Annotated in this window: 24 protein-coding genes; 18 read left to right on the top strand and 6 right to left on the bottom strand. The window is 65.6% G+C overall.

The features are described 5' to 3' along the window. The first annotated feature begins 89 nt into the window (after nt 1-89). The 5 genes from FEJ81_RS09415 (at nt 90) to FEJ81_RS09395 (ending at nt 3,432) form a co-directional block, all read left to right on the top strand. Nucleotides 90-881 (top strand): prolipoprotein diacylglyceryl transferase, encoded by a 792-nt coding sequence (locus tag FEJ81_RS09415; protein WP_138245048.1) that lies wholly within the window; start codon nt 90-92, stop codon nt 879-881. Between the two features lie 81 nt (nt 882-962). Then, nucleotides 963-1,562 (top strand): FAD-dependent oxidoreductase, encoded by a 600-nt coding sequence (locus FEJ81_RS09410; protein ID WP_138245047.1) that lies wholly within the window; start codon nt 963-965, stop codon nt 1,560-1,562. A 139-nt stretch (nt 1,563-1,701) separates the two neighbouring features. Further along, on the top strand, nt 1,702-2,205 hold the full coding sequence (locus FEJ81_RS09405) for a YciE/YciF ferroxidase family protein (RefSeq protein WP_138246750.1): 504 nt from the start codon (nt 1,702-1,704) through the stop codon (nt 2,203-2,205). A gap of 10 nt (nt 2,206-2,215) precedes the next feature. Next, a complete protein-coding gene (locus FEJ81_RS09400; RefSeq protein WP_138245046.1) occupies nt 2,216-3,037 on the top strand; it encodes an alpha/beta fold hydrolase in 822 nt (273 codons plus the stop codon). Beyond that, complete coding sequence (locus FEJ81_RS09395) at nt 3,034-3,432, top strand: MoaD/ThiS family protein (protein WP_229504693.1); 399 nt, start codon at nt 3,034-3,036, stop codon at nt 3,430-3,432. Before FEJ81_RS09400 ends, FEJ81_RS09395 begins: the two co-directional genes overlap by 4 nt. A 32-nt stretch (nt 3,433-3,464) precedes the next feature. Here the strand turns inward: FEJ81_RS09395 and FEJ81_RS09390 are convergent, their stop codons facing one another. Beyond that, nucleotides 3,465-5,132 carry an aldehyde ferredoxin oxidoreductase C-terminal domain-containing protein gene (locus FEJ81_RS09390; protein ID WP_138245045.1) on the bottom strand — a complete coding sequence of 556 codons (1,668 nt, stop codon included), beginning with the start codon at nt 5,130-5,132 and terminating at the stop codon, nt 3,465-3,467. A gap of 118 nt (nt 5,133-5,250) precedes the next feature. Between FEJ81_RS09390 and FEJ81_RS09385 the strand changes: the two genes are divergently transcribed. From FEJ81_RS09385 to FEJ81_RS09370, 3 genes are all read left to right on the top strand, one after another. Further along, nucleotides 5,251-5,907 (top strand): HAD family hydrolase, encoded by a 657-nt coding sequence (locus FEJ81_RS09385; protein WP_138245044.1) that lies wholly within the window; start codon nt 5,251-5,253, stop codon nt 5,905-5,907. Between the two features lie 88 nt (nt 5,908-5,995). Next, nucleotides 5,996-6,922, top strand: coding sequence for a hypothetical protein (locus tag FEJ81_RS09380; protein WP_138245043.1), 927 nt, complete (start codon nt 5,996-5,998; stop codon nt 6,920-6,922). Nucleotides 6,923-7,614: 692 nt separating this feature from the next. Next, the gene (locus FEJ81_RS09370) at nt 7,615-8,544 is read left to right on the top strand and encodes a M48 family metallopeptidase (protein WP_175416480.1); all 930 of its coding nucleotides are present in this window, start codon (nt 7,615-7,617) and stop codon (nt 8,542-8,544) included. 67 nt (nt 8,545-8,611) lie between these two features. Here FEJ81_RS09370 and FEJ81_RS09365 read toward each other — a convergent pair whose 3' ends face one another. Beyond that, nucleotides 8,612-8,881, bottom strand: a complete 270-nt coding sequence (locus FEJ81_RS09365) for a hypothetical protein (protein ID WP_138245040.1) — start codon at nt 8,879-8,881, stop codon at nt 8,612-8,614. A 253-nt stretch (nt 8,882-9,134) separates the two neighbouring features. On the opposite strand from FEJ81_RS09365, the gene FEJ81_RS09360 reads away from it, so the two are divergent. Then, nucleotides 9,135-9,722, top strand: coding sequence for a GNAT family N-acetyltransferase (locus tag FEJ81_RS09360; RefSeq protein WP_138245039.1), 588 nt, complete (start codon nt 9,135-9,137; stop codon nt 9,720-9,722). A 33-nt stretch (nt 9,723-9,755) separates the two neighbouring features. Here FEJ81_RS09360 and FEJ81_RS09355 read toward each other — a convergent pair whose 3' ends face one another. Then, nucleotides 9,756-10,013: a hypothetical protein gene (locus FEJ81_RS09355; RefSeq protein ID WP_138245038.1), complete on the bottom strand. Its 258-nt coding sequence runs from the start codon at nt 10,011-10,013 to the stop codon at nt 9,756-9,758. 56 nt (nt 10,014-10,069) lie between these two features. Between FEJ81_RS09355 and FEJ81_RS09350 the strand changes: the two genes are divergently transcribed. The 5 genes from FEJ81_RS09350 (at nt 10,070) to mce (ending at nt 16,186) form a co-directional block, all read left to right on the top strand. Beyond that, nucleotides 10,070-10,399: a hypothetical protein gene (locus FEJ81_RS09350; protein WP_138245037.1), complete on the top strand. Its 330-nt coding sequence runs from the start codon at nt 10,070-10,072 to the stop codon at nt 10,397-10,399. A gap of 87 nt (nt 10,400-10,486) precedes the next feature. Further along, a complete protein-coding gene (locus FEJ81_RS09345; RefSeq protein ID WP_138245036.1) occupies nt 10,487-12,169 on the top strand; it encodes an acyl-CoA mutase large subunit family protein in 1,683 nt (560 codons plus the stop codon). A gap of 296 nt (nt 12,170-12,465) precedes the next feature. Next, complete coding sequence (locus tag FEJ81_RS09340) at nt 12,466-14,730, top strand: PQQ-dependent sugar dehydrogenase (protein ID WP_138245035.1); 2,265 nt, start codon at nt 12,466-12,468, stop codon at nt 14,728-14,730. 144 nt (nt 14,731-14,874) lie between these two features. Next, the gene (locus FEJ81_RS09335) at nt 14,875-15,708 is read left to right on the top strand and encodes an aldo/keto reductase (RefSeq protein WP_138245034.1); all 834 of its coding nucleotides are present in this window, start codon (nt 14,875-14,877) and stop codon (nt 15,706-15,708) included. Nucleotides 15,709-15,802: 94 nt separating this feature from the next. Further along, nucleotides 15,803-16,186 (top strand): methylmalonyl-CoA epimerase, encoded by a 384-nt coding sequence (gene mce, locus FEJ81_RS09330; protein WP_138245033.1) that lies wholly within the window; start codon nt 15,803-15,805, stop codon nt 16,184-16,186. 55 nt (nt 16,187-16,241) lie between these two features. Here mce and FEJ81_RS09325 read toward each other — a convergent pair whose 3' ends face one another. Beyond that, nucleotides 16,242-17,201: a hypothetical protein gene (locus tag FEJ81_RS09325; protein ID WP_138245032.1), complete on the bottom strand. Its 960-nt coding sequence runs from the start codon at nt 17,199-17,201 to the stop codon at nt 16,242-16,244. Between the two features lie 135 nt (nt 17,202-17,336). On the opposite strand from FEJ81_RS09325, the gene FEJ81_RS09320 reads away from it, so the two are divergent. After that, on the top strand, nt 17,337-17,807 hold the full coding sequence (locus tag FEJ81_RS09320; protein WP_138245031.1) for a DoxX family membrane protein: 471 nt from the start codon (nt 17,337-17,339) through the stop codon (nt 17,805-17,807). A gap of 58 nt (nt 17,808-17,865) precedes the next feature. Here the strand turns inward: FEJ81_RS09320 and FEJ81_RS09315 are convergent, their stop codons facing one another. Continuing rightward, nucleotides 17,866-18,504, bottom strand: coding sequence for a ferredoxin--NADP reductase (locus FEJ81_RS09315; protein WP_138245030.1), 639 nt, complete (start codon nt 18,502-18,504; stop codon nt 17,866-17,868). A gap of 273 nt (nt 18,505-18,777) precedes the next feature. Between FEJ81_RS09315 and FEJ81_RS09310 the strand changes: the two genes are divergently transcribed. Beyond that, a complete protein-coding gene (locus tag FEJ81_RS09310; protein WP_138245029.1) occupies nt 18,778-20,535 on the top strand; it encodes a 2-oxoacid:acceptor oxidoreductase subunit alpha in 1,758 nt (585 codons plus the stop codon). Next, the gene (locus FEJ81_RS09305) at nt 20,532-21,398 is read left to right on the top strand and encodes a 2-oxoacid:ferredoxin oxidoreductase subunit beta (protein WP_138245028.1); all 867 of its coding nucleotides are present in this window, start codon (nt 20,532-20,534) and stop codon (nt 21,396-21,398) included. Before FEJ81_RS09310 ends, FEJ81_RS09305 begins: the two co-directional genes overlap by 4 nt. Nucleotides 21,399-21,524: 126 nt before the next feature. Here FEJ81_RS09305 and FEJ81_RS09300 read toward each other — a convergent pair whose 3' ends face one another. Next, nucleotides 21,525-22,187, bottom strand: coding sequence for a DUF6517 family protein (locus FEJ81_RS09300; protein WP_138245027.1), 663 nt, complete (start codon nt 22,185-22,187; stop codon nt 21,525-21,527). A 141-nt stretch (nt 22,188-22,328) separates the two neighbouring features. On the opposite strand from FEJ81_RS09300, the gene FEJ81_RS09295 reads away from it, so the two are divergent. Continuing rightward, on the top strand, nt 22,329-23,498 hold the full coding sequence (locus FEJ81_RS09295; RefSeq protein WP_138245026.1) for a pyridoxal phosphate-dependent aminotransferase: 1,170 nt from the start codon (nt 22,329-22,331) through the stop codon (nt 23,496-23,498). Nucleotides 23,499-23,976: the final 478 nt, after the last annotated feature.

The raw sequence follows: 23,976 nt of genomic DNA, 5'->3' as shown, positions 1-23,976 counted from the left end.
GCAGTTCGTCGCTGTCACCTCGAACTCCGACGGGACGACTCGGCGAATCCGGCACAGGACGATCGAACGATCGGCCGTAACTGAAGACGATGGGAACTCAGAAACCCGACACATCCGCACGAAACGGACACGGTAGCGCTGTCGAGACGAACGTATCGTCCCGCGCGAAGCGAGCCGGATCGGCGCTCGCCCGATACGGACGGAACGGATCGATCGCCGTCCTCGCCGGCTGTGCGCTGCTCGTACGCGCCGCCCGGTCGTCGACCGGTACCGGGACTCGAGCGGGACAGGCTCTACTCGGAGGGGCGTTGTTTGCCGTCGGGTTCCGACAGCAGCAGGCGGACGGCGGCCCCACTGCCGGCGAGATACTCGCTCGCGACGACGGCGAACGCTCCGAACGGACCGGCGATTCGAAGACGGTCGCCGACGATGCCCACACCGCACGCGAACGAAACGACGTCACGAGCCAGCCCGAGACGAATCCCCGCGGCGTCTCGGGTGAGCCGGACGTGGAGACGGTGACGGAAGCCGACGACGGCGACGTCCGGTTCACGGCGACGGGCGATGAACTGCGCCCGAAACCGTCCCTCGAGGACGAGGCATCGACTGATCCGCGGAATACCGACGCGGGAGACGACGGCGTCGAGATCGACCTCTCCGAGTCCGCGCTGGCCGACGAGGCGAGCGAGGCGACCGGTCCCACTCCCGAGCAGGCCGAGCCCGCCCAAGTCGAGGACACCGAACCGGATCGGAGTCCGTCGGAAGACACCTCTCACATGGAGGCCGACGTGCCGGACGGCAGCGACTCCGACGCCGCTTCCGGTGCAGCCGACGACGAGCGACCGGGCGACGGGTCGACCGGCACGGGCGACCTGACATAACGACGGCCGACGAGCAGCGACTTAAGACAGTCTCGATCGCTGTCGGAATTTTTTATCCCGTCGTCCGTGGTCGCTGCGAGTATGCCAGATGTCGTAATCGTCGGCGGCGGCGCAGCCGGACTGAGCGCGGCCCTTTTCACCGCGAAAAACGACCTCGAGACCGTCGTCTTCGACACCGACGAGACGTGGATGCACAAGGCTCACCTGTTCAACTATCCGGGAATCCGGAGCATCAGCGGCAGCGAGTTCATGGAACTGACCCGCGGACAGGTCAGCGACCGCGGGGCGGACATCCGCGTCGGCGAGGAGGTCACCGACGTCGAACCGGGCGACGACGGGTTCCGGGTCGAGACCAGCGTTGCGTCGGAGACGCAACGAGCAGACGGCGAAGCCGTCGACGACGGCGAGTACGAAGCGGACTACGTGGTACTCGCGACCGGTGCCGACCGTTCGATGGCCGAGGACCTCGAGGTCGAGTTCGCCGACGACGGCACTGTCGACGTGGACCTCGACACGGAGACGAGCATCGAGGACCTGTACGCGACGGGCGCGATGGTCCGGGACGAGGAGTGGCAGGCCGTGATCGCGGCGGGCGACGGTGCGTCGGCGGCGCTTGACATTCTGAGCAAGGAGAAAGGCGAGCACTTCCACGACTTCGACGTGCCGGACGACGTGGCCTGATCGGAGTCGAACGGAGACGCGTGGAACAGGATATGCGGTTTCGTCGATGTTCGGTCGGAAAATCACTGGTCAGCGACGCGCCTGCGTGTTCGTGGCCCACGACTAAGCGGCTGGTCAGTGGTAGTTCACCCGTATGGCAATGAACGATCTCCACGAGCTGTTCGTCCACAAGCTCGCCCAACAGTACTACATCGAACAGGAACTCGTCGAGACGTTAGACGAGATGGCCCGCAACACGACCAACGACCGGATGAGTCAGGGGTTCGCCGATCACCGCGACGAGACCCAGACGCAGGTCCAGCGCATCGAGGACGTCTTCGCGGCGCTCGACCGACCCGCGGAGGCGCGGGACTGCGCCATCCTCGACGGTCTCGAGGAGGACCGGCGCGAACTCGAGGCTGAAATCGAAGACGACGAACTGCTGAACATGGTCTACCTGAACGCGGGGATGATGACCGAGCGCGTCGAGATGACGGCCTACGAGGGGCTGACGACGATCGGGGAGCAGCTCGAACTCGGCAACAACGTGCAACAGCCCCTCGAGTCGAACTACGACGAGGAGAAGTCCGCCTTCCGCGAACTCGAGACGATGGCGACGGCGAAGGACATGAAGTCGCTGTGGGATCGCCTGACCCCGTCGTGAACCGAGCGTGATGCGAAGCGATACCGGGGAACTCCCCGGGTCTCACCCCTACGTGCGTACCGGGACCGGGCGCAGTTCGCGAGCGCTCGTCGTCCTCCCGGGCATCGGCGACGCGATGTTTTCGGGGACCTATCCGTCGTTTTCGGGCTGGGGACTCGCGCCGTACTTCGCGCGATACCTCGACGAGTATACGGTCTACGTCCTCAGCCGGCCGCGCGGGCTCCCGGCGGGGTACGATCCGGACGACGCCGTCGACTCGCACGAACGGGCGTTCGCGGAGATCGCGGACGGGAACGAGGCGGTCGACGTGATCGGCGTCTCGATGGGCGGACTGATCGCGCAGGAACTGGCCCGCCGGCGGCCGGATCTCGTCGACCGCCTCGTCCTCGCGAACAGCACCGCCCGCATCGCTGACGACGCGGAGTCGACGGTTCGGGAGTTCGAACGCCACGCCCGCGAGCACGACTGGGCGTCGATCCGCTCGGGGCTCGCCGCCGTGATGTTTTCCGACGCTCGAGCGATCACCTACCCGCCGACCATCCAGACCGTCGGCCGATTCCTTCAACCGCGACCCGCGGAGCCCGCCGACGTCTGGCGCTCGCTCGAGTTCGCGCACGAGTTCGATAGCCGGGACCGGCTCGAGGAGATCGATCGACCGACACTCGTTTTCGGCGGCGGCCGCGACCCGATTTTCCCGCCGCCGCTCACGAGAGAGATCGCGGTCCGAATTCCCGACGGCACCGTGACGCTCGCGCCCGGATCGAAACACGCCGCCTTCCACGAGCGAAAACTGACGTTCGACTCGCGAGTTCGCTCGTTTCTCGAGCGGTGAGCCGCCGATTCGCCGACCCGCCGCTAGTCGCTCGCCTCCTCGCCTCCCTCGATTACAAGGGACGCCGCGTCGAACGAGACGGTGTGCAACTCGAGTGCGTCTTCTTCGGCCCGTTTCGCGACGCCGTCGGCGAGAAGACGGTCAGGTACGAGACGGACGCCGACACCGTCGGCGACCTCTTGGACGAACTCGAGGCGGCGTATCCGGGCCTCGAGGGCGAACTCGAGGCGGCGTATCCGGGCCTCGAGGGCGAACTCGCGGCCGAGGACGACGGGCTGGCGGGGGACACGGTCGTCACGAAGGACGCGAAGCACGTCGTCCACATCGACGGCCTCGAGACGGCCCTCGAAGACGGTGCCGTGATCCGGCTGGTGCCGTCGGTGTACGGCGGATGAGCGGGCAGTTCCGTTCCCGTTGTTTCTCCGGCTCAGTCCGCCGACGGTGCGATCGGCTCGAGGGCCCTATCCGGAACGACGCCGTCCTCGGTCCAGCCCCGCGCCGCGTAGTACTCGTCGATCGCCGCCTCGAGGTCGGGGATCTCGTAGGGGAGGCCGTCGTCGCTCCGGTCGAACCCCCGCTGGTTGTTGAAGTGGCGCTCGCGGCGAACGGTCCGCGCGCCGATTTCCATGAGGGCGGCGTAGTCGGCGTCGAACAGCGTCTCGAGCCGATCCGGGGTGACGTAGTCGCTGCCGAACGCACAGACGATGCCGGTGTCCCGGAACGCCGAGGCGTTTTCCTCGTGGACGAGTCGCTCGGCCTTCCCGAGGGTGCCCTCCGGATCGAGTTCGCCGCTGTACTCGGGAGTCAGCATGCCGGCGTACATGTGGTCCGCACCGCGGTTCGCGACGGCATAGGAGAGCCCCTGCCCGTGGAGGACGCGCCCGTCGTGGGCGGCGAACTCGGTGCCCTTGACGGTGTAGTTGTCGACGCCGAGGTCGTCGTGACAGCGGTCGACGCCCTCCGCGAGGCGGTCGCCGATCCCCTCGCGATAGGCGATCTTCTCGGTGAGTTCCCGCGCGAGGTCGGCGTTGCCGAACTCGTCTTCGCTCGCGAGGTAGGCCGCGACGGTGACCCCGGCGGAGATCGTGTCCATCCCGAGGGAGTCACACAGTTCGTTCGCCTTCATCACGTCGACGATGTCCCCGACGCCCTGGCTCGAGCCGAACGCGTAGACGGTTTCGAACTCCGGGCCCTCGGTTTCGACGCCGGCCTCCTCGTCACGCGTCGGGAGCTTACAGGCGTAGGCACACGCCGAGCACGCGCCTTTCTCGTACTTCTTCGCTTCGACGGCGTTGCCGCCGATCCGGTCTGCGTGTTCGAACCCGTACTCCTCGAAGTACCGGGTCGGAAGCGCGAAGTTGTCGTTGATGAACTCGGTGCTGCCCGTCGTCCCCTGTCGCCGCAGTAGGTCGTCCGATTGCGCTGCCTCCCGGTGGATCTCCATCTCCGGCGGGTTCGGGATTTCGACCGGCGGCTCCGCATCGCCCTCGAACGTGACGCACTTGACGTTCTTCGATCCGAGAACGGCACCCAGTCCGCCGCGACCGAACGCCCGCGAGTCGAAGGTCATCGCCGAGGCGAACCGGACCCGGTTCTCGCCGGCCGGCCCGATCGCGATACAGTTGTCCGGCCCGAGGTCGTGGCGTTCGGCCATGTACTCGGACGTTTCGGGCACCGTTGCACCCTCGAGTACGGGCACTTCCTCGAACTCGACGCCGCTGTCGGTGACGTGGACGGCCAGCAGCTCGTCGCTCGCCCCCGCGAGTTCGAGGACGCCGATCCCCGTCCCGACGACGTTCCGCGAGAGGTAGCCGCCGGCGTTGCTCGAGACCAGCCCGTCGGTCAGCGGCGAGAGGGCGGTCATGTTCAGCCGGCCGGTAAAGGACATCCGGGACTGCTGGAGCGGTCCCGGTGCGAGATAGGCGCGGTTCTCGGGACCGAACGGGTCCGCGTCGAACGGGATCCGTTCGTGGGCGAGCGCCGTCGCGACCGCCCGCCCGCCGACCGCCGCCTCGAGCGTGTCGTCGATGCTCGTCTCGGTCGCCGTTCGGTCGCCCACGTCGACGGTGAGAAGCGGTCCTTCCGCGTGTAGCATGGGACCACACACCACGGCGATCGCCTTAGCTCTGGGCCCCGACCGCCGCGGCGATCGCGGGCTGCCGAGCCGATGATCGCAACAGAATTATAATCCCGCCGGAAATACCCGTGCCAGTATGACGTACGATGCGGTCCTGTTCGACTTCGACGGGGTCGTCGTCGAGAGCCCGTCGTCCCAGCGGCTGTCCGCTGCCCTCGACCGAACGTACGAGCAACTCGGCCGGTCCGAACCGGCGACCGAGACGCTACAGGCGCTCCTCCGGGGCGACTTCGAATCGATCGCCGAGCGCTGTCGCAGCCTCGGCATCGAGACCGACGCGTTTTGTGCGCAGGCCGCCCGCGAGATGGTCCGTGCCCAGTGTGAGGAAGTCGAGCGCGGGCTGCGCTCGGCCTACGACGACGTGGCCGCCGTTCGGTCGCTCGAGTTGCCCCTCGGCATCGTCAGCGACAACCACCCGTCCGTGGTCTCGACGCTGCTCGACCGGTTCGGACTCCGGTCGCTGTTCGAGACCGTCTACGGCTGTCCGCTGACCCCCGACGGGCTCGCCCGGCGCAAGCCCGATCCGACGAACATCGAGACCGCGATGGACTCCCTCGAGGCCGACGACGCGCTGTACGTCGGCGACCGAGCCGTCGACGTGCGGGCGGCCGACAACGCGGGCATCGACTCGGTGTTGCTCTCGCGATCCGACGACGACGCGCGACTCGAGTCGGACGTGACCCCGACCTACCACCTCCCGTCGCTCTCGCGGCTTCCCTCGGTCCTCGAGTAGCCCGCCCTTTCCGCCAGCGAGACCGTGATCGCGGGCCGGTGGCAGATTCGTGGTCGCGCTTTTTCCGCCCGCTCGTCGTAGCCAGCGTATGGAACCCGACGATACGTGGGCGAGCCTCCGGCAGCAGTGTGAGGCCCTCGAGCCGGGTACCGAACTGCTGACGCCCGTCTCCGAGCGGCCGTTCGAGGTCGAGCGGACCGACGACGACCGGATCGTCGTCCGGTTCGGCGACAGCGGGGAGACGCGACCGCTCTGGCGCGAGCAGTTCGTCGTCTTCCTCGAGCGACTCGACGAGGGCGAGGTTTCGATCGACCACCTCCAGCCGGGGGTCGAACCGCACGCCAGCGTCGTGACCCTCGCCGACGAGTACGCTGCCGACGACGAAACGATCAGGTACGACGCCGACGGGACCGCCGGGGACAGTCCGTTTCTCGTTCCCGCGTCGGACGCCCGAAACCCGCCCGAACGCGTCCACGACGACGCCCTGTTGCTGGCCGCCTTGCTCGAGGAACTCGACGCCGACGATCCCGCGGCCCTCGATACCGACTCGCTGACGGACCTCTACGTGCTCGCGTCCGACCTCCAGCACGGCTCCAACCGGGTCCGGCGATCGGCTCGAGACCCGCTGCTCGAGCGACTCGGGCCGGACCAGGAACTCCACGGCCGCTACGGAACCGTCCGACGGACGACCCGGGAGCGACGCCAGCCCAAAGACGCCGAAACGATCTTCGCCGCCCTCGACGAGCGCGGCATCCCCCGCGAGTGGGTGACGGGCGTCGACCGGGACAAACTGGATGTCGTCCTCGCCGTGACCGATCTCGAGGAGAGCGAGGTCTACGACGTCGACGAGGATGTCTACGTCCAAAAGACCAGCGTCGACGAGGACGAGAAGTACTCGCGGCTACAGGGGATCGCCGACCGGATCGACGACCTCGAGGGTGCCGAGGGCGAGGAATTACGCGACGAACTGGACGCCATCGAGGAGCAACTCGAAGAGGCGCTATCGGCCGGCTGATTGCTCGAGAAGCAATGCTGGCTGACAGCCATGTCACATTCCGAGTTCGATCGGTTTAAAACATTCACGATTCGACACTTCCATTGTTAGAACAACAGTTAGGTGAGTATGCAAGTCTATCAGAACAGGTTGATCATCCGAAAGGTTATCCATCGAAATCACCTACAGCAATTTATGTCGCCCGATGAAACTACCGCTGGCGGTGGCCTCTATGCCAGACTCCCGTTCAGAGTACAACTCGGAATTGCACTGCTTAGTTCGGTGTATCTTGTGGCGGTACTGACCGACATCATCGAGGACCCGATCCCATCAGATGTGTGGGCAGTCCTGTGGTTCGCGGTAGCTGTTGGCTTACTCGTACGTGCGGTGCATCTGAACAGACGGTCGTGAGATACCCACACGCAACGTGACTTTCAACTGTTGGATCGTTAGTTTCGCCCACCTCGTGTAGTGCTTCAAGACGTAACTCCGATCGAAGTCTGCGGGATCGATGCTACTACATCATATTCGTCGAGCAGGGGATGACTGCGAGGTGAACAAGCACTTGCCATACAGCTATATCAAGCTAGTTGGACGCTTTACACGGTGTTGATGGGGAGAGAATCGGAGTGAGTTCGATACCCGTTTCAACCGGCCGCCCGTAGGTCGGTTCGACACCGATGTCTGCTCGTCCCGCGGGGACCCGGCTCCTGATGGCACTGGTCGGCTGCCTGCTGTTGGTGTGGTATCTCGGACTGGCGGCTGTCTGTTACTGGGCGCTGTCGGTGCTCCGGGCCTCGGCGCCCGACCCTGCGACGGCGGTCCTGTTGATCGTCGCGGTTGGGCTCCTCGGCGGCTACCTGAGCTATCGGCTCGGCACGAAACAACTCCTCTCGAGCCTCGAGGCGGTCGAACTGCCGCGTTCACACGCGCCCGGGTTCTACCGGCGGATCGACACACTCGAGTCCCGCATGGCCGTCGATTCGCCCACGATCCTGATCGCCCGGCTGCCAATGCCCAACGCCTTCGCGCTGGGCAGCAAGCGAAACGGCGTCGTCGTCCTCGACCGCTCGCTCCTCCGGGTGCTGTCGCTCGACGAACTCGAGGCACTCGCCGCCCACGAACTCGCCCACCTCGAGCGCTACGACGCGTTCATACAGACGCTCGCCTACAGCGTCTTCCGGACCGTCGCGGGGCTGGTCGTTCTGGTGCTGGCTCCGTTCTTGCTCCCGCTGGCCGGGATCGCTCGAGCGGTCGCGTGGGCGCGCGGCGATCCGGCGTCGTGGTCGCGGACGGCGTTCGGCCGACTGCTGCAGGTCGTCGAGGGCGGCGTCGTGGCCTGCTTTCTCCTCGTGACCCTCGCCGTCCGCGCACACTCGCGCCGGCGGGAGTACGCCGCCGACGACCGCGCCGCCGCGGTCACCGGCAAGCCGGTCGCACTCGCTCGCGCGCTCCGGACGATCCAGCGCACCGCCGAGCCCGCACAGGGGTTGCTCTCGACCCTGTACGTCCACACCGAAGCGGACGAAGACGAGTTGACCCGACTCCTCTCGACCCATCCCTCGACCGACGACCGGATCGAACGGCTGCTCGAGCGAACGCGAACCGCCGCTCGTGATTCGTCTCGAGAATCGATTCGATGAGCGATGCTGTCCGGTCTCGGAGTCGGTCCGATCACCGGCACCGCCCGCGGTCGCGGATCGTTCGTCGCTACCGGACGTTGGTCCAGCCACAATCGACGCAGACGTCGGATTCGCCGTCGGGTACCGTGTACCCGGTACAGACCGGACAGTCGGTCGCGAGGGTGCCGCCGTCGGCGACGACCCGGTCCGACGACCGATCGGCCTCGAGCAAGTCCGGAAGGGACGGGTGACACGCCGCACAGACGCGCTGGGTCCGTCTGTGCGTCATGGTCTCAGTTCGGATTCGGTGCGTGAACCGTCGAGCCACCTCGTCGCCGCAGCGTTCGCATTCGGCCATGATATGCCAACAATGAACACGATGGGTGAAAAGTATTTCCCACGTGTTCGGATATACTGAGATATATGGGATCACTATCTATCCTAACTCGAGTATAAAACATCATTCATGGATATATGGTGCCAAAATAGATTATTTGTCTGATAGTGTCTCGAGCGAGCGCGTCGCCGCCGTCACAGCGGCGACAGCGCGGCACTGACGAGTTACTGGCAACCCACAAACGCTTTTGGCTGCACACCTCCTACGTCGCATCATGTACGTGCGGGACGCGAAAAACAGGGAAGAGGTCTGGTTGCTGGATCACATCGAGTCGATGGGACTCGACGAGACGGCGTTTCGCTCCCGTGACTACGTCATCGCCGTCGACGAGGAATCCGGTGAGAAGGCCGGGTTCGGCCGCATCCGCATCCACAAGACCGACGACGGTGACGAGTCCGTCTGCGAACTGACCAGTATCGGCGTCCTCGAGGGCTGGCGCGAGCAGGGCGTCGGGGCCCACATCGTCGAACGGCTCGTGGAGTACGCCGGGGATCAGGGGTTCGAGACCGTCTACGTCCTGACCGGGACGGGTGCCTACCTCGCCCAGTTCGGCTTCCAGCGGCTCGAGGAGTCCGAACTGCCGGCGGTTCTGCAGGAGCGCCTCGAGGACAAACGGGAGGGTACCGATCCCGACGCGGTGCCGCTGACGATCGACGTCGACGAGTTCCGGATGCCCGACCGGTTCCGGGAAGCGTTCAAGCGCGCGCCGGAGGGGCGCGACGAGACGGACGACGAGGAGTCGCCGGAGGACTTCGGCATCGATCCCGACTCGGCCACGTACAAGTACGATACGGGCCGGTAACCGACGCGGATGACACCGGTCGTTCGGTCCGTCTCACCGGTCCGATCCCGCTCCGGCGGGCCGCTGGTCGAAGCCGTGACGGAACGCGATCCAGCCGATTCCCGAGAGAAAGAGCATCGGCGGGAGGATCGCGAACGCCCACAGCGGGTCCAGTCCCCAGCGGAGCAAGAGCCCAAGGTTCACCAATCCGAGCGCCAGAAACGGCGCGACGTAGCGGGCGGCACGGCGGCGGTCGCCCGCGTCGTCCGCCCGCCCCGGCGGCTCCGACAATCCCGACGAATCCGCGGTCATAGGCGGGCCGTCGACGCCTCGAGACATAAGCGGTAGTGGCGATCCGAGTGACAGTCATGACTTCGAATAAACCCGATTCGACGGTCGAGGGCGGCGAATCAGCCGACGGCGAGGACGACGCGGTGTGCGTCTGGCTCGTCGAACGAACCTACGGGGACGACGAACTCAATCTCGTCATCCTCGTCTACGCGACCGAAGACGGCCGCCGGTACCACCGCCGCGAGCGCGCGCTCACGAGCTTTACCGGCCCCGCTCGAGAGACGAAGGCCGGTCTCCGCGTCTCGACGGACGCGCTCGGAACCGTCGACGACCCGGCGATGCGGGAGCGCTACGCCGAGGAGGCGTCGCGGATGGCCGACCGACACGACCCGGACGACAACGTCTGAGGCGATTTCAACCGTCCCGGCGAGACGAACGGGAAAGCTTGACGTGTTCATCAAAGTTGAAGCCCCGGCCCGTCCACGATAACCATAATGTTCGACCCCGATGAACTCGAGGAGATCCGTGCCAGCAAGGCGGAGTGGCACGAGGCGGACGTCGAGCCGGTCCTCGAGCGGTTCGGCGAGCGAAAGGAAACGTTCACGACTGATACGGGCGGGCAGGAGGTCGACCGGCTCTACACGCCCGACGATATCGGGGACCTCGACTACGAGGAGGACCTCGGCAACCCGGGCGAACCGCCGTACACGCGCGGGGTCTACTCGACCGGCTACCGGGGCCGGCTCTGGACGATGCGCCAGTACGCCGGGTTCTCGACGCCGGAAGACACTAACGAGCGCTATCACTACCTGCTCGATCAGGGCCAGACCGGGCTCTCGATGGCCTTCGACCTGCCGACGCAGATGGGCTACGACTCCGACGCCGCGATGGCCGCGGGCGAAGTGGGGAAGGCCGGCGTCGCGATCGATTCGCTCGACGACATGGAGACCGTCTTCGACGGGATCCCGCTCGACGAGGTCTCGACGTCGATGACGATCAACGCGCCCGCATCGGTGCTGCTGGCGATGTACATCGCGGTGGGCGACCAGCAGGGCGTCGACCGCGAGGAGCTTCGCGGGACGATCCAGAACGATATTCTGAAGGAGTATATCGCGCGCAACACGTACATCTATCCGCCGGAGTCGTCGATGCGGATCATCACGGACATCTTCGACTTCTGTGCCTCTGAGACGCCGAAGTTCAACACCATCTCGATCTCGGGCTACCACATCCGCGAGGCCGGTTCGACGGCCGCCCAAGAACTCGCCTTCACGCTGGGCGACGGCATCGAGTACGTCGAGACGGCTATCGAGGCCGGCCTCGACGTCGACGACTTCGCGCCGCAGCTCTCGTTCTTCTTCAACGGCCACAACAACATCTTCGAGGAAGTCGCCAAGTTCCGCGCGGCCCGCCGGATGTGGCACGACATCATCGAGGAGCGCTTCGATCCGGACGACCCCAAGTCCAAACAGCTCAAGTTCCACACCCAGACCGCGGGCTCGATGCTGACCGCCCAGCAGATCGAGAACAACGTCGTCCGCGTCGCCTATCAGGCGCTGGCCGCGGTGCTCGGGGGCACCCAGAGCCTGCACACGAACGGGAAAGACGAGGCGCTCGCGCTGCCGACCGAGGAGTCCGTCCGCACCGCGTTGCGAACCCAGCAGATCCTCGCCCACGAGTCCGGCGCGGCCGACACCATCGACCCGCTGGCGGGCAGCTACTACGTCGAATCGCTGACCGACGAGGTCGAGGAAGAGGCCTACGAGATCATGGACGAGGTCGACGACCGCGGCGGCATGCTCGAGGCCGTCGAACAACAGTGGGTCCAGCGCCAGATCCAGGACACGGCCTTCGACCGCCAGAAGGAGATCGAGGAGAAAGAGCGGATCATCGTCGGCGTCAACGAGTTCGAGGTCGACGAGGACCCGGCGATGGACGTCGAGGAGGTCACCGAGGAAGACCAGCAGCGACAGATCGACAGCCTCGAATCGGTCCGCGAGTCCCGCGACGACGAAGCCGTCGACGCGGCCCTCGAGGCGCTGCGCGACGCGGCGCGGAGCGACCAGAACCTGATGCCGTACATCATCGACGCGGTCAAGGCCTACGCCACGGTCGGCGAGATCTGTAACGTCATGCGCGACGAGTTCGGGGAGTACCAGCCCGGCGGCGCGGTCTGAGAACCTCGTCGGGATTCGGCCCTCGGCGTCGAAGTCGAATCGGTCGGCGAGACTCCCCAGCGGATCCGTGCCGATCCTGTGTGACCAATTCCCAAATAGAAGCCCGAGAGCGCAGTCCGAGCGGTTGAATCTCGAATTAGACTCGAGTAACATCGCCGATGTCTCTCGAGTAATACCGTTTTACACCCGACTCCGTCGGGCGATTCGGAGACAATCTACTATTGGGCTAGGAATTCGGGGAAACAGTCGAACCGGTTTATCCTCGTATCGGGCAACGGCGCTGGTGTGAGCCCAACATGAGCGAGCAACCCGACGAGCGATCGACCCCCGGAACGGAGTCGGCCGGCAACTATCCATCGACGTCCCGCCGCCGCGTACTGCAAGCCGCCGCGGCCGCGGGTGGGGTCGTCGGTCTGGGCAACGTCGCACTCGCCCAGGAGACCGAGTCGATCGAGCTCGGCGGCGAGACGAGCGGCTGGATCGGCGTCGCACCCGAGGAAATCGCGGACGAAACGAACCCGACGCTGGAACTCGAGGAGGGAACCACCTACGAGATCACGTGGGAGAACCTCGACGGTGCCGCCCACAACCTCGTCATCGTTGACAGCGAGGGCGAGGACCTCGAGCGGACCGAACTCATGAGCGAGCAGGGAGAGACGCAGTCCCTCGAGTTCGAGGCGACGAGCGAGATGGCCGAGTACTACTGCGAGCCCCATCGAGCGACGATGCGCGGAGATGTCTCGGTCGGCGGTGGCGGTAACGGAGCGGCCGAAGAGTCCGGAGACGGTGAGGCGGAGGCCTTCTTCGAGCCGGGAACGGAGATCGGCGTCCAGACGCTCGCGGAGGGAATGACCGCGCCGACGGACTTCGCCGTGGCGGACGAAGACGAGGACCGGTACTTCGTCGCCGACCAGACCGGCGAGCTCTGGGTCGTCACTGACGACGGCCTGCAGGACGAGCCGTTCCTCGATGTCAGCGACCAGCTCGTCGAACTCGGGACGTTCGAGGGCGACTATGCGGACCCGAATCAGGACTACGACGAGCGGGGGCTGCTCGGCGTCGAGTTCCACCCCGACTTCGCGGAGAACGGCCGCTTCTTCATCCACTACAGCGCCCCGCCGAACGACGAGACGCCCGAGGGCTGGAGCCACGTCGAAGTCGTCTCCGAGTATCAGGCGAACGGGGACATGAGTCAGGCCGACCCCGACTCCGAACGGGTCCTGATGGAGTTCCAGAAGCCCCAGTACAACCACGACGCCGGGCCGATGGCGTTCGGCCCCGACGGCTACCTCTACGTCCCGATGGGCGACGGCGGCGGGGCGAACGACGACATGGAGGGCCACGTCGAGGACTGGTACGACGACAACGCGGGCGGGAACGGACAGGACGTCAGCGAGAATCTGCTCGGCGGCGTCCACCGGATCGACGTCGACGTCGAGAGCGACGAGCGGCCGTACGGCATTCCGGACGACAACCCGCTGGTCGACGTCGACGACGCCCGCGACGAGTACTACGCGTGGGGGATGCGAAACCCGTTCGGCATCTCGTTCGACAGCGACGGCCGGCTGTTCGTCTCCGACGCCGGGCAGGACCTCTTCGAGGAGGCGAACATCGTCGAGGCCGGCGGCAACTACGGCTGGAACATCAAGGAGGGGACCCACTGCTTTAGCACGGACAGCCCGAGCGATCCGCCGGAGGACTGTCCCGACTCGGCCCCCGACGAAGCGCCCTACGACGGACAGGAGCTTCAGGACCCGATCGTCGAGTACCCGCACGTCTACGACGGCGAGCCGGTCGGGATCACGATCATCGGCGGCCACGTGTACGAAGCCGGTGATATCGAGGAACTAGACGGCAAGTACGTCTTCGGTGACTGGACGGCCGACCCGGCCCGTCAGGAACCCGCGGGTCGGCTCCTCGCCGCCTCGGAGCCCGAAGACGGCGGCGAATCGATGGGCGGCGACGCCGGCGGCAACGAGACCGAAGGGATGAGCCCCAACGAGTCGGAAGCCCCCGAAAACGCGACGGAGGACACGCAGGACGAGCCCATCGACGAGGGGAACGAAACGGCCGGTATGAACGAGTCGGCCGGTATGAACGAGTCGGCCGGCATGAACGAGTCGGCCGGCATGAACGAGACCGCAGGAGATGGCGGCGGAGCGGACGCCGCGGATCAGGAGGTCGTCCCTCGAGACGAACTCTGGGACATGGAGGCCCTCCAAGTTTCGGGCACCGAGGACGGCTCGTTCCCCTACTTCGTCCGGCAGTTCGGTCACGACGACGACGGGAACGTCTACGTGCTCGCGAATCAGGAGGGCGTTCCCGAAGGCGACACGGGCGCGGTCATGCAGATCGTCCCGCCGGACGAGGGCGATTCCCTCTCGGCACCCGAGACGGACGACGAGGCGGCTCCCGAAGAGCAGGAAGCCGACGAGAACGCGACGGAGGACACGCAGGACGAGCCCATCGCCGAGGGCAACGAGACTGCGGACAACGAAACCGGGATGAACGATACCGCGACCAACGACACCGAGGCCGACGCCAACGCGACCGACGCGTAACGCCTCGAGTCGTCACCCGCGACGGAGAGCCGATCGACTCGCGCCGTCGACGATTTTTTTCGGAATCCGCCGAGCAGCGATATCGGTCGGCGGTCGTTCCTCGCCGGGGTGACCTTGATACCGAGCGGCGGTGTACGGCCGTCCATGAGCACGAATACGACGACGGGGACCGTCATCGCGCAAGGGGCCGAGGTCCCGGCGCTCGGGCTCGGTACTGCGCGCATGACCGGCGACGACTGCCGGCGAGCCGTCGAAACCGCACTGGCGGTCGGCTACCGACACGTCGACACCGCCCAGCTGTACGACAACGAGGCCGCGGTCGGCCGGGCGATCGCCGAAAGCGAGGTCGACCGCGAGGACGTCTTCGTCGTGACGAAGGTCCACCCCGACAACGCGGCCCCCGCAGACGTGCGCGAATCCACGCAGGCGAGCCTCGAGCGGCTCGAACTCCAAACCGTCGACCTCCTGTTGTTACACGGACCGAGCGACGAAGCGCCGCTCGCGGAGACGATCGGTGCGATGAACGACCTGCAACGTGACGGGCTGGTCGACCACATCGGCATTAGCAACTTCGGGGTCGACGGGCTCGAGGACGCGATCGCCCGTTCCGAAACGCCGATCATCACGAATCAGGTGGAGTACCATCCCTTCCACCGGCGCGATGACCTCCTCGCGTACTGTCTCGAGAACGAGGTCCTCCTGACGGCGTACAGCCCACTCGCGGAGGGCGATGTCGTCGGCGACGAGCGGCTGGCGGCGATCGGGGAGCCATACGGCAAGTCGGCGGCACAGGTCGCGTTGCGATGGCTCGTCCAGCACCCCTTCGTCGCGGCCATTCCGAAGGCGGCGAGTCGGGAACACATCGAGGCGAACGCCGATATCTTCGACTTCGAACTCTCGCCCGAGGAGATGCGCGCCGTGTTCGACCTCGGCGGCGGGGTTTCGGATCGACTGGCCGCGCAGTTGGGGCTCGAGTGATCGGCCGCTGACGCCACAGTCCGTCGCTCGATCCGGATCGAATCCAACGAAAAATCATAACAGTAACACGGCCCCTCCACGCAGTACGATTACGATGCACTTCGATCACGCCGGGATCGCGACCGACGACGCAGCGGACCTCGCGGCACTGTACGGCGACCTTTTCGGCCTCGAGGTCGCCCACGAGGAGGCGTTCGACGGCATGCGAGTCGTCTTCCTCGACTGCGGCGACGGCTATTTCGAACTGCTCGAGCCGCTCGAGGAGGGGACGATTTCGCGCTACCTCGAGGACGACGGGGCGGGCGTCCATCACCTCGCGCTCGCGACGGACGACCTCGAGGGTGCCCTCGAGACGGTCCGCGACCACGACGTGACGCTGATCGACGAGGAGCCGCGACCGGGCGCGTGGGGCCACTCGGTGGCATTCTTGCACCCGGCGGACACCGGCGGGATTCTGGTCGAACTCGTCGAGCACTGATTCGAGCCGCCGATATCGGGTCGATTTGCCGCCGCTTTCGGCCCCTTTTTGGCCGTTAGTCCGCCGAATACTCGGCCGCGGTGATCTGCTGGTCCTCCTCGTCGCTCCGATGATGGACTTCGACGCGGTTCGGATAGCGCCCCGAGAGGTCGATCCGCGCCTCGTAGTCGACGACGCCGAGGCAGTCGGTACAGTTGTCGGCTTCCTGTTCGCCGACGGCGACGGTCACCGTGAGAACGTCACCGCCCTCGTCGTAGGCCGCGTCCGCGAGCGACAGGCCGTGACAGGGCGTCGGCGTTCCGATGTCGCCGTCGACGACGACGGCCTCGTCCGCGAACTCGACGGTCGCACCGTCGCCGTCGGTCCGGCCCGCACACTCCCCCTCGCCGACCGCGAGCGACGCGTCCGTGACTTCGGGCACTGGACAGGGGATCGACGTCGAGGTCGATTCGGTCTGCACGCCGGATTCGCTGAGCGCGATGCTCGTTCGAGAGCGAGTACAGTCGAACGGCCGCCGGTCGACGCCGTCGGTCACGGTCGACTGACTCGTGCCGTCGTCGCTACTCGTGGCCACGGTGACCGTGTACGACCGCGGCTCGACGAGGACGAGTTCGAGCGCCTCGCCCGCCGCGATGTCGAGATCGCGCTCGAGCAGTGCGTTATCATCTCGCTCGTCGCTACTGTCCTCGCTATCGCCACCGTCGCTCCCGCCGCCATCGCCGCCGTCGGTCGTAATCTCAACGGAGATCGTTCGATCCGTCTCGCCCTCGTTCCGTAACTCGAGTTCGTGTGGCGGGTGCGCGGCGAGGAACGGCACCTCGTCGGGGTCGCCGACGACGATCGGGTCGTCCGCTTCCGGTTCGGCGGCGTCCCGGTCGGTTCCGTCGCTCGAGTCGGCGGATTCGTCATCGATATCCGGACGCTCCGACTGGAGCCGTTCGAACGTCGAGCCCGTACAACCGGCCAGTCCACAGATCGCGCCGGTCGTGCCGGCGAGGAGGTCTCGTCGTCGCATACGCGATCCCACCACGGTGAGGGATAAACACCTTTGTCACGGGCTCTAACCTGTGTTTTTCAGAGACTGTCAGCGCTCGCGAGACACGCAAATGTCACGGCCGTACTGAAACCCGTCGCGCGTCTACGCCACCGTATGCGTAGCCCCTTCCAGCGCGAGACGCAACACAGTAGCGAGCGTGGAACGCTCCGCCGGGCGGAAGCGGACGAGAACTCGGTCGCCGAGAGCGGGCCGTCCCGGCTCGGGCGGGTCCTGTTCGGTGCCGTCCTCGCGTTCATGGCAATGGACAACCTCCGGAACCTCGAGGCGCGGATCCAGTACGCCGAGTCGAAGAACGCGCCGATCCCGTCGCTGTCGGTGCCGGCGACGAGCGGCGGGCTCCTGTTCGGCGGTCTCGGCGTGGCGCTGTGGCGAGTCCCCGCCGCGTCGGCCGCCGCGGTCGCGGGATTTTTCGCCGGTGCGACGCCGGTGATGCACGACTTCTGGACGGTCGACGACCCCGAACTGCGACAACAGGAGTTCTTCCACTTCGCGAAAAATGCCGCGCTGCTGGGGGCGGCGCTCGTGTTCGTGAAACTGGGACTGTCCGAGGATCCTCGAGAGTAAGAGCGAGTCCGTCGGTCGGCGACTCGAGGCCGATCCGATAGCGCGGCCGCCGCCGTCGTCAGCCGAAGTTCTCGATCAGCGCCTCGTCGGCGTCGCCGCCGGCGTCCTCGATCGCGTCGGCGACGGCCGTGACGAAGCCGTCGAAGCCGAAGGCGTACAGCTGCCCGTCCTCGCGGTGGGACGCGATCGCGTCCGCCAGTTCGTCGGCCGCGTCACCGTCAACGAAGACGACCGTCGCGCCCGCGTCCTCGAGCGCCTCGAGGCGCTCGGTGTGGGCGGGTTCGTCGGCCTGATAGATCACGACGGCGTCGTGTCCGGCGTCGTGGGCCGCTTCGGCGATCGCAACCGCGGGGCCGACCCCCGGGCCGCCGGCGACCGCGACGACGTCGTCCTCGCCCTCGTAGGTGATCCGGCCGAACGGTCCGTCGACGTGGACGGTCTCGCCGCCCTCGAGGGCAGCGAGCCACGGCGAGAGGTCGCCGTCCGGGTCGACGCCGACGGTGAGTTCGAACGTCTCGCCGACGGCGGGCGACGAGAGCGTGTAGTGGCGCGAGAGCACCTCGTCGTCGGGCCGGGCCCGGAGCAGGACGAACTGTCCCGGCAGGGCGTCGAACCCCTCGGGCGTCGCGAGCTCGAGCGTGACGGTATCGGGGCCGACTTCGCTGACCGATTCGACAGTGACTGGGGTCCCTTCCATGTCGAATTCGTTCGGCGGCCGGTTGAAAAGGCGTTCCGTTCCGCCACTGACGACGGGTCGACTTGCGTACCTATTCGATGCTCCGGAGTATTACTCGGAACTCAATTACAAATTCTCCGCGTCGCCGTTTCTTTCTCGAGATATCGCCGTCTTCGTAATTAATAACGACTAATCGTCGTGTTTGTCTATGCCGAATATATCATTCGTCGTCGCAATCTGTCGGTTGGGGTTTCAGAAGCCTTTTCATTTATGGGGGGTAAGGCTCAGGACAACATGGCTGAGGACCTCAACTGGGCGGTCGGAGGCGAGGCCGGGGACGGCATCGACTCCACGGGTAAGATCTTCGCTCAGGCACTCGCCCGAGCCGGACGGCACGTATTCACCTCCAAAGACTTCGCGTCGCGTATCCGCGGCGGGTACACGGCCTACAAGATTCGGACCTCCGTCGACAAGGTCCAGAGCGTCGTCGACCGACTCGACATCCTGGTCGCGCTCACCCAGCGGACGATCGACGAGAACTTGGACGAACTCCACGAGGGCAGCGCCATCATCTACGACGGCGAGCGCTCGTGGGACGCCGAGATTCCCGAGGAGATGACGGCGGTCGACGTCCCGCTGAAGTCGCTGGCCGAGGAGGCCGGCGGCGCGATCATGCGCAACATCGTCGCGCTCGGTGCCGCGTGTGAGATCACCGGCTTCGATGTCGAATATCTGGACGAAGCCCTCGAGAAGCGCTTCGGTGGCAAGGGATCGAAGATCGTCGAGAACAACAAGGAAGCCGCCCGCGCGGGACAGGAATACGTCCAGGAGAACTACGATCTGGACCACCTCGGCTACAACATCGACACGACGGACAACGATTACGTCCTCCTCAACGGGAACGAGGCCGTCGGGATGGGGGCACTCGCGGCCGGCTGTCGGTTCTACGCCGGCTATCCGATCACGCCCGCGACGTCGATCATGGAGTATCTCACCGAACGGATCGAGGACTACGGCGGCCACGTCGTGCAGGCCGAAGACGAGCTGTCGGCGATCAACATGTCACTCGGGGCCGCACGCGCCGGTGCCCGATCGATGACCGCCACGTCGGGTGCCGGGATCGACCTCATGACCGAAACCTTCGGGCTGGTCGCGACCAGCGAGACGCCGCTCGTCATCGCCGACATCCAGCGCTCCGGTCCCTCCACGGGGATGCCGACGAAACAGGAACAGGGCGACCTCAATATGGCGCTCTACGGCGGCCACGGCGAGGTCCCGCGATTCGTCGTCGCCCCCACCTCGATCACCGAGTGTTTCTGGAAGACGGTCGAGGCGTTCAACCTCGCGGAGAAGTATCAGACGCCGGTCTTCCTGGTCTCCGATCTGGCGATGTCGGTCACCGAACAGACGTTCCCGCCGGAGGCCTTCGACATGGACGAGGTCGAGATCGACCGCGGCAAGCTCGTCGACGAGGACGAGGTCGACGAGTGGCTCGACGCGCAGGGCCACTTCCGCGCCCACGCCGTCACCGAAGACGGCGTCAGCCCGCGTGCCATCCCCGGCACGACCGACGCCGCCCACATGTCCACCGGCCTCGAGCACGACGAACTCGGCCGTCGGACGGAGGAAGAAGACGAGCGCGTCCATCAGGTCAACAAACGAAACCGCAAAGTCGAAACCGCACGAGAGAACGAGGACTGGGACTACCGCGAGTTCGGCAACCCGGACGCGGACAACCTCATCATCTCGTGGGGGTCGAACGAAGGCGCGCTCATCGAAGCGCTCGACTACCTCGAGGACGACGGGATCGACGTCCGCGTCATCTCGGTGCCCTACATCTTCCCGCGGCCAGATCTGACCGAGGAGATCGAGGCTGCCGAGGAGACGATCGTCGTCGAGTGTAACGCGACCGGGCAGTTCGCCGACGTGATCGAACACGACGTGCTTACCCGCGTGAAGCGCATTAACAAGTATACGGGCGTTCGATTCAAGGCGGACGAACTCGCAGACGACATTACCGACAAACTCACCGAAGAGGTGCCAGCACAATGAGCTCCGACGTACGATTTACCGACTTCAAGTCCGACAAGCAGCCGACGTGGTGTCCCGGATGCGGCGACTTCGGGACGATGAACGGCATGATGAAAGCCCTCGCGAACACCGGCAACGATCCCGACAACACCTTCGTGGTGGCCGGGATCGGCTGTTCCGGCAAGATCGGGACCTACATGCACAGCTACGCGCTGCACGGAGTCCACGGTCGCGCCCTGCCGGTCGGAACCGGCGTCAAGATGGCCCGGCCCGACGTCGAGGTCATGGTCGCCGGCGGCGACGGTGACGGCTACTCGATCGGTGCCGGTCACTTCGTCCACGCGGTCCGCCGGAACGTCGACATGACCTACGTGGTCATGGACAACCGCATCTACGGCCTGACGAAGGGACAGGCCTCGCCGACCTCGCGCTCGGACTTCGAGACCAGCACGACCCCCGAGGGCCCCAAACAGCCGCCGGTCAACCCGCTCGCACTGGCGCTGGCCTCCGGCGCGTCCTTCATCGCGCAGTCGTTCAGTTCCGACGCGATGCGCCACGCCGAGATCGTGCAGGAAGCCATCGAGCACGACGGCTTCGGCTTCGTCAACGTCTTCAGTCCCTGTGTCACGTTCAACGACGTCGACACCTACGACTACTTCCGCGACAACCTCGTCGACCTGCAGGAGGACGAGGACCACGATCCGAACGACTACGAGGCCGCCAAGGAAGTCATCCTCGACAGTGATAAGGAATACCAAGGCGTGATGTATCAGGACGAAAACTCCGTGCCGTATCACGAACAGCACGGCGTTACCGAGGACATGTCCGAGATCCCCGACGGCGCGCCCGAGGACGCGATGGATCTCGTCCGCGAGTTCTACTAACGCCGCGTCGCCGTTCGGCGCAGTTCCCCATTTCAGCCATTTTCAGTGACCGAGAGCCGCGGCGCTACGCGATGAGCGCTCGAGAGAACGCAGACGCGTTTGCCTACCTACCGGCTCGAGATGACTTTAGCTATCGAACGGGTGCTCGACGGACTCCATCAGCACTTCGACGTTCGCGGATTCCTTCGTATTCATCTTCGGGAGGGTTCCGAGCAAGACGAGCAGATCGTCCTCGTGGGTGAACGACGTGATCTTGATCTCGATGTCGATCGGCTCGCCCGCGAGGTCGGATTCGCCCATGAAGACGTCGGTTTCGCGTTGCTCGTCCAGAATCGGGAGTTCGAACGACTCCTCGTGCTGGATGTTGCGGATCTCGCCGCCGTCGATCTGGTTCAGGAACTCCGCGAGCAACTCCTCGTTCGACATGTCGTCGAGCGGGTTGACCGAGCGGCCGGCGACCTCCATCCCCGGGATCGAGACGGCCGCGAAGGCGCTGCCCTCGCGCTCTTGCCCCTTGTATTCGAGCTGTTTGGAGTAGACCGAGGTCCAGATCGAGGCCTCCACGTCGCGTTCGATGCCGGCGGGGAGTTCGACGGTTCGATCGATCGTCTCCTCGGTAACCTCTTTCTCGTCGTAGCCGGTCTCCTCGAGGGCCTCGTCGGTCGGTGCGACGCGGTCGGAACTGAACTCGAGCGGTCCGTTGCCGAGGACGAAGTCGAGACAGCCTGCTGTCAGTGCGAGCGTCCCGGTCGCGCCCGCGGCGAGCAGCGATCGTCGAGATGTCGTCATTATCCCAGAATTCGAGAGGGAGGGCATATTCCTTGTGGCACTGTTAGTCTCGCAGACAAGAGTCTCACGGCTTCTGATAGCCGTTTGACGCGACTGGCGAACACATCAAGAGTTATCGGGGTCGACAACCCCCGTGTAGCCATGACCGAATTCGCACGGCGAGTCGAGCAGGTGTCGATCAGCGGCATCCGCGAAGTGTTCGAGGCCGCGGGCGACGACGCGATCAACCTCGGGCTCGGACAGCCCGATTTCCCGACCCCCGCCCACGCTCGCCGCGGCGCGATCGAAGCGATCGAATCCGGCCGGGCCGACGCCTACACCTCCAACAAGGGCACCCAACAGCTCCGGGAGGCAATTTCGGCGAAGTACGACCGCGACTACGGTCTCGAGGTCGATCCCGGTGACGTGATCGCCACGTCCGGCGGCAGCGAGGCGTTGCACCTCGCGCTCGAGGCCCACGTCGATCCCGGCGAGGAGGTCATCTTCCCGGATCCCGGCTTCGTCTCCTACGACGCGCTGACTCACATCGCCGACGGCACGCCGAAGCCGGTCGGGCTCCGGGAGGATCTCACCCTCGATCCCGCCACTGTCGAGGACGCCATCACCGAGGAGACGGCGGCGTTTATCGTCAACAGCCCCGCGAACCCGACGGGGGCCGTCCAGAGCGAGGCCGACATGCGCGAGTTCGCCCGCATCGCCGACGAGCACGACGTGCTCTGTCTCTCCGACGAAGTCTACGAACACATCGTCTTCGAGGGCGAGCACCACTCGCCGCTGAAATTCGCCGACACGGACAACGTGGTCGTCATCAGCGCCTGCTCGAAGACCTACTCGATGACCGGCTGGCGGCTCGGCTGGGTCGTCGCTGGGGCGGCTTCGCCGCCTTCGCCTCGTCGCGCCGACGGCGCGACGCAGACCAATCGCCGCATCGAGCGCATGCTCCGGGTCCACCAGTACGGACAGGCCTGTGCCTCCGCGCCCGCGCAGTTCGCCGCCGAGGCCGCCCTGACCGGTCCGCAGGAGCCGGTCCAGGAGATGGTCGAGACGTTCGAACAGCGGCGGGACCTCGTCCTGGACGGGCTCACCGACGCCGGACTCGAGGTCCCCACACCCGAAGGCGCCTTCTACGCGATGCCGAAGGTCCCCGACGGCTGGTGTGACGAAGTGCTCGAGCGCGGCGTGGTGGTCGTCCCCGGCGACGCCTTCGGCGCGAACGGCGAGGGCTACGCGCGACTCTCCTACGCGACCGGCACGGAGGAGTTGAAGGAAGCGCTCGAGATCATGGACGCCGCGACGCAGGCGGTTCGATAATCGGTCCCTTCTGTGCTTTCGGTTAACGCTGCTCCTCGAGTCCGCGGTCCGGATCAGTGGCCGTCGCTGTCTCGGCGTTCGAAGAGCGATCACTCTCTGGGTCATCACTGATTGTGGTGCGCGCTGGGTTGCGGCGAGCGAATCGGCCGGGGAGATAGCTCTGTTGCGATTTGATTCTTCGGGGAAATATACTACCGATAGTCGTTCTTGAACCCGTTAGCGATCAGTGTCTATCCCCCTGCGTTTCTCACACTCTCCACAAAAGTTCGCGGAGAGGTCCGATACCGAACTGATATGCTTCTCTGAAGTGAAGTGATCGTGGGTCGCGTAGTGGTCTGCCCACCCACAACGAGTGTTTTCTGCGAAGTGCCACTTCCGATCTCCCTTCCGTTTTATCTCCACTCTGATACGTAGACAGTCAAAATGTATCAGTGTTAGGTACTTCCACTGTTCTGGACAGTGGGAGTCCCACCGCGTT

The organism is Natrinema versiforme, assembly GCF_005576615.1.
Taxonomy (GTDB): domain Archaea; phylum Halobacteriota; class Halobacteria; order Halobacteriales; family Natrialbaceae; genus Natrinema; species Natrinema versiforme_A.
Note: the sequence above shows the minus strand (reverse complement) of the source record. Positions and strands in the feature narration are given on the sequence as shown.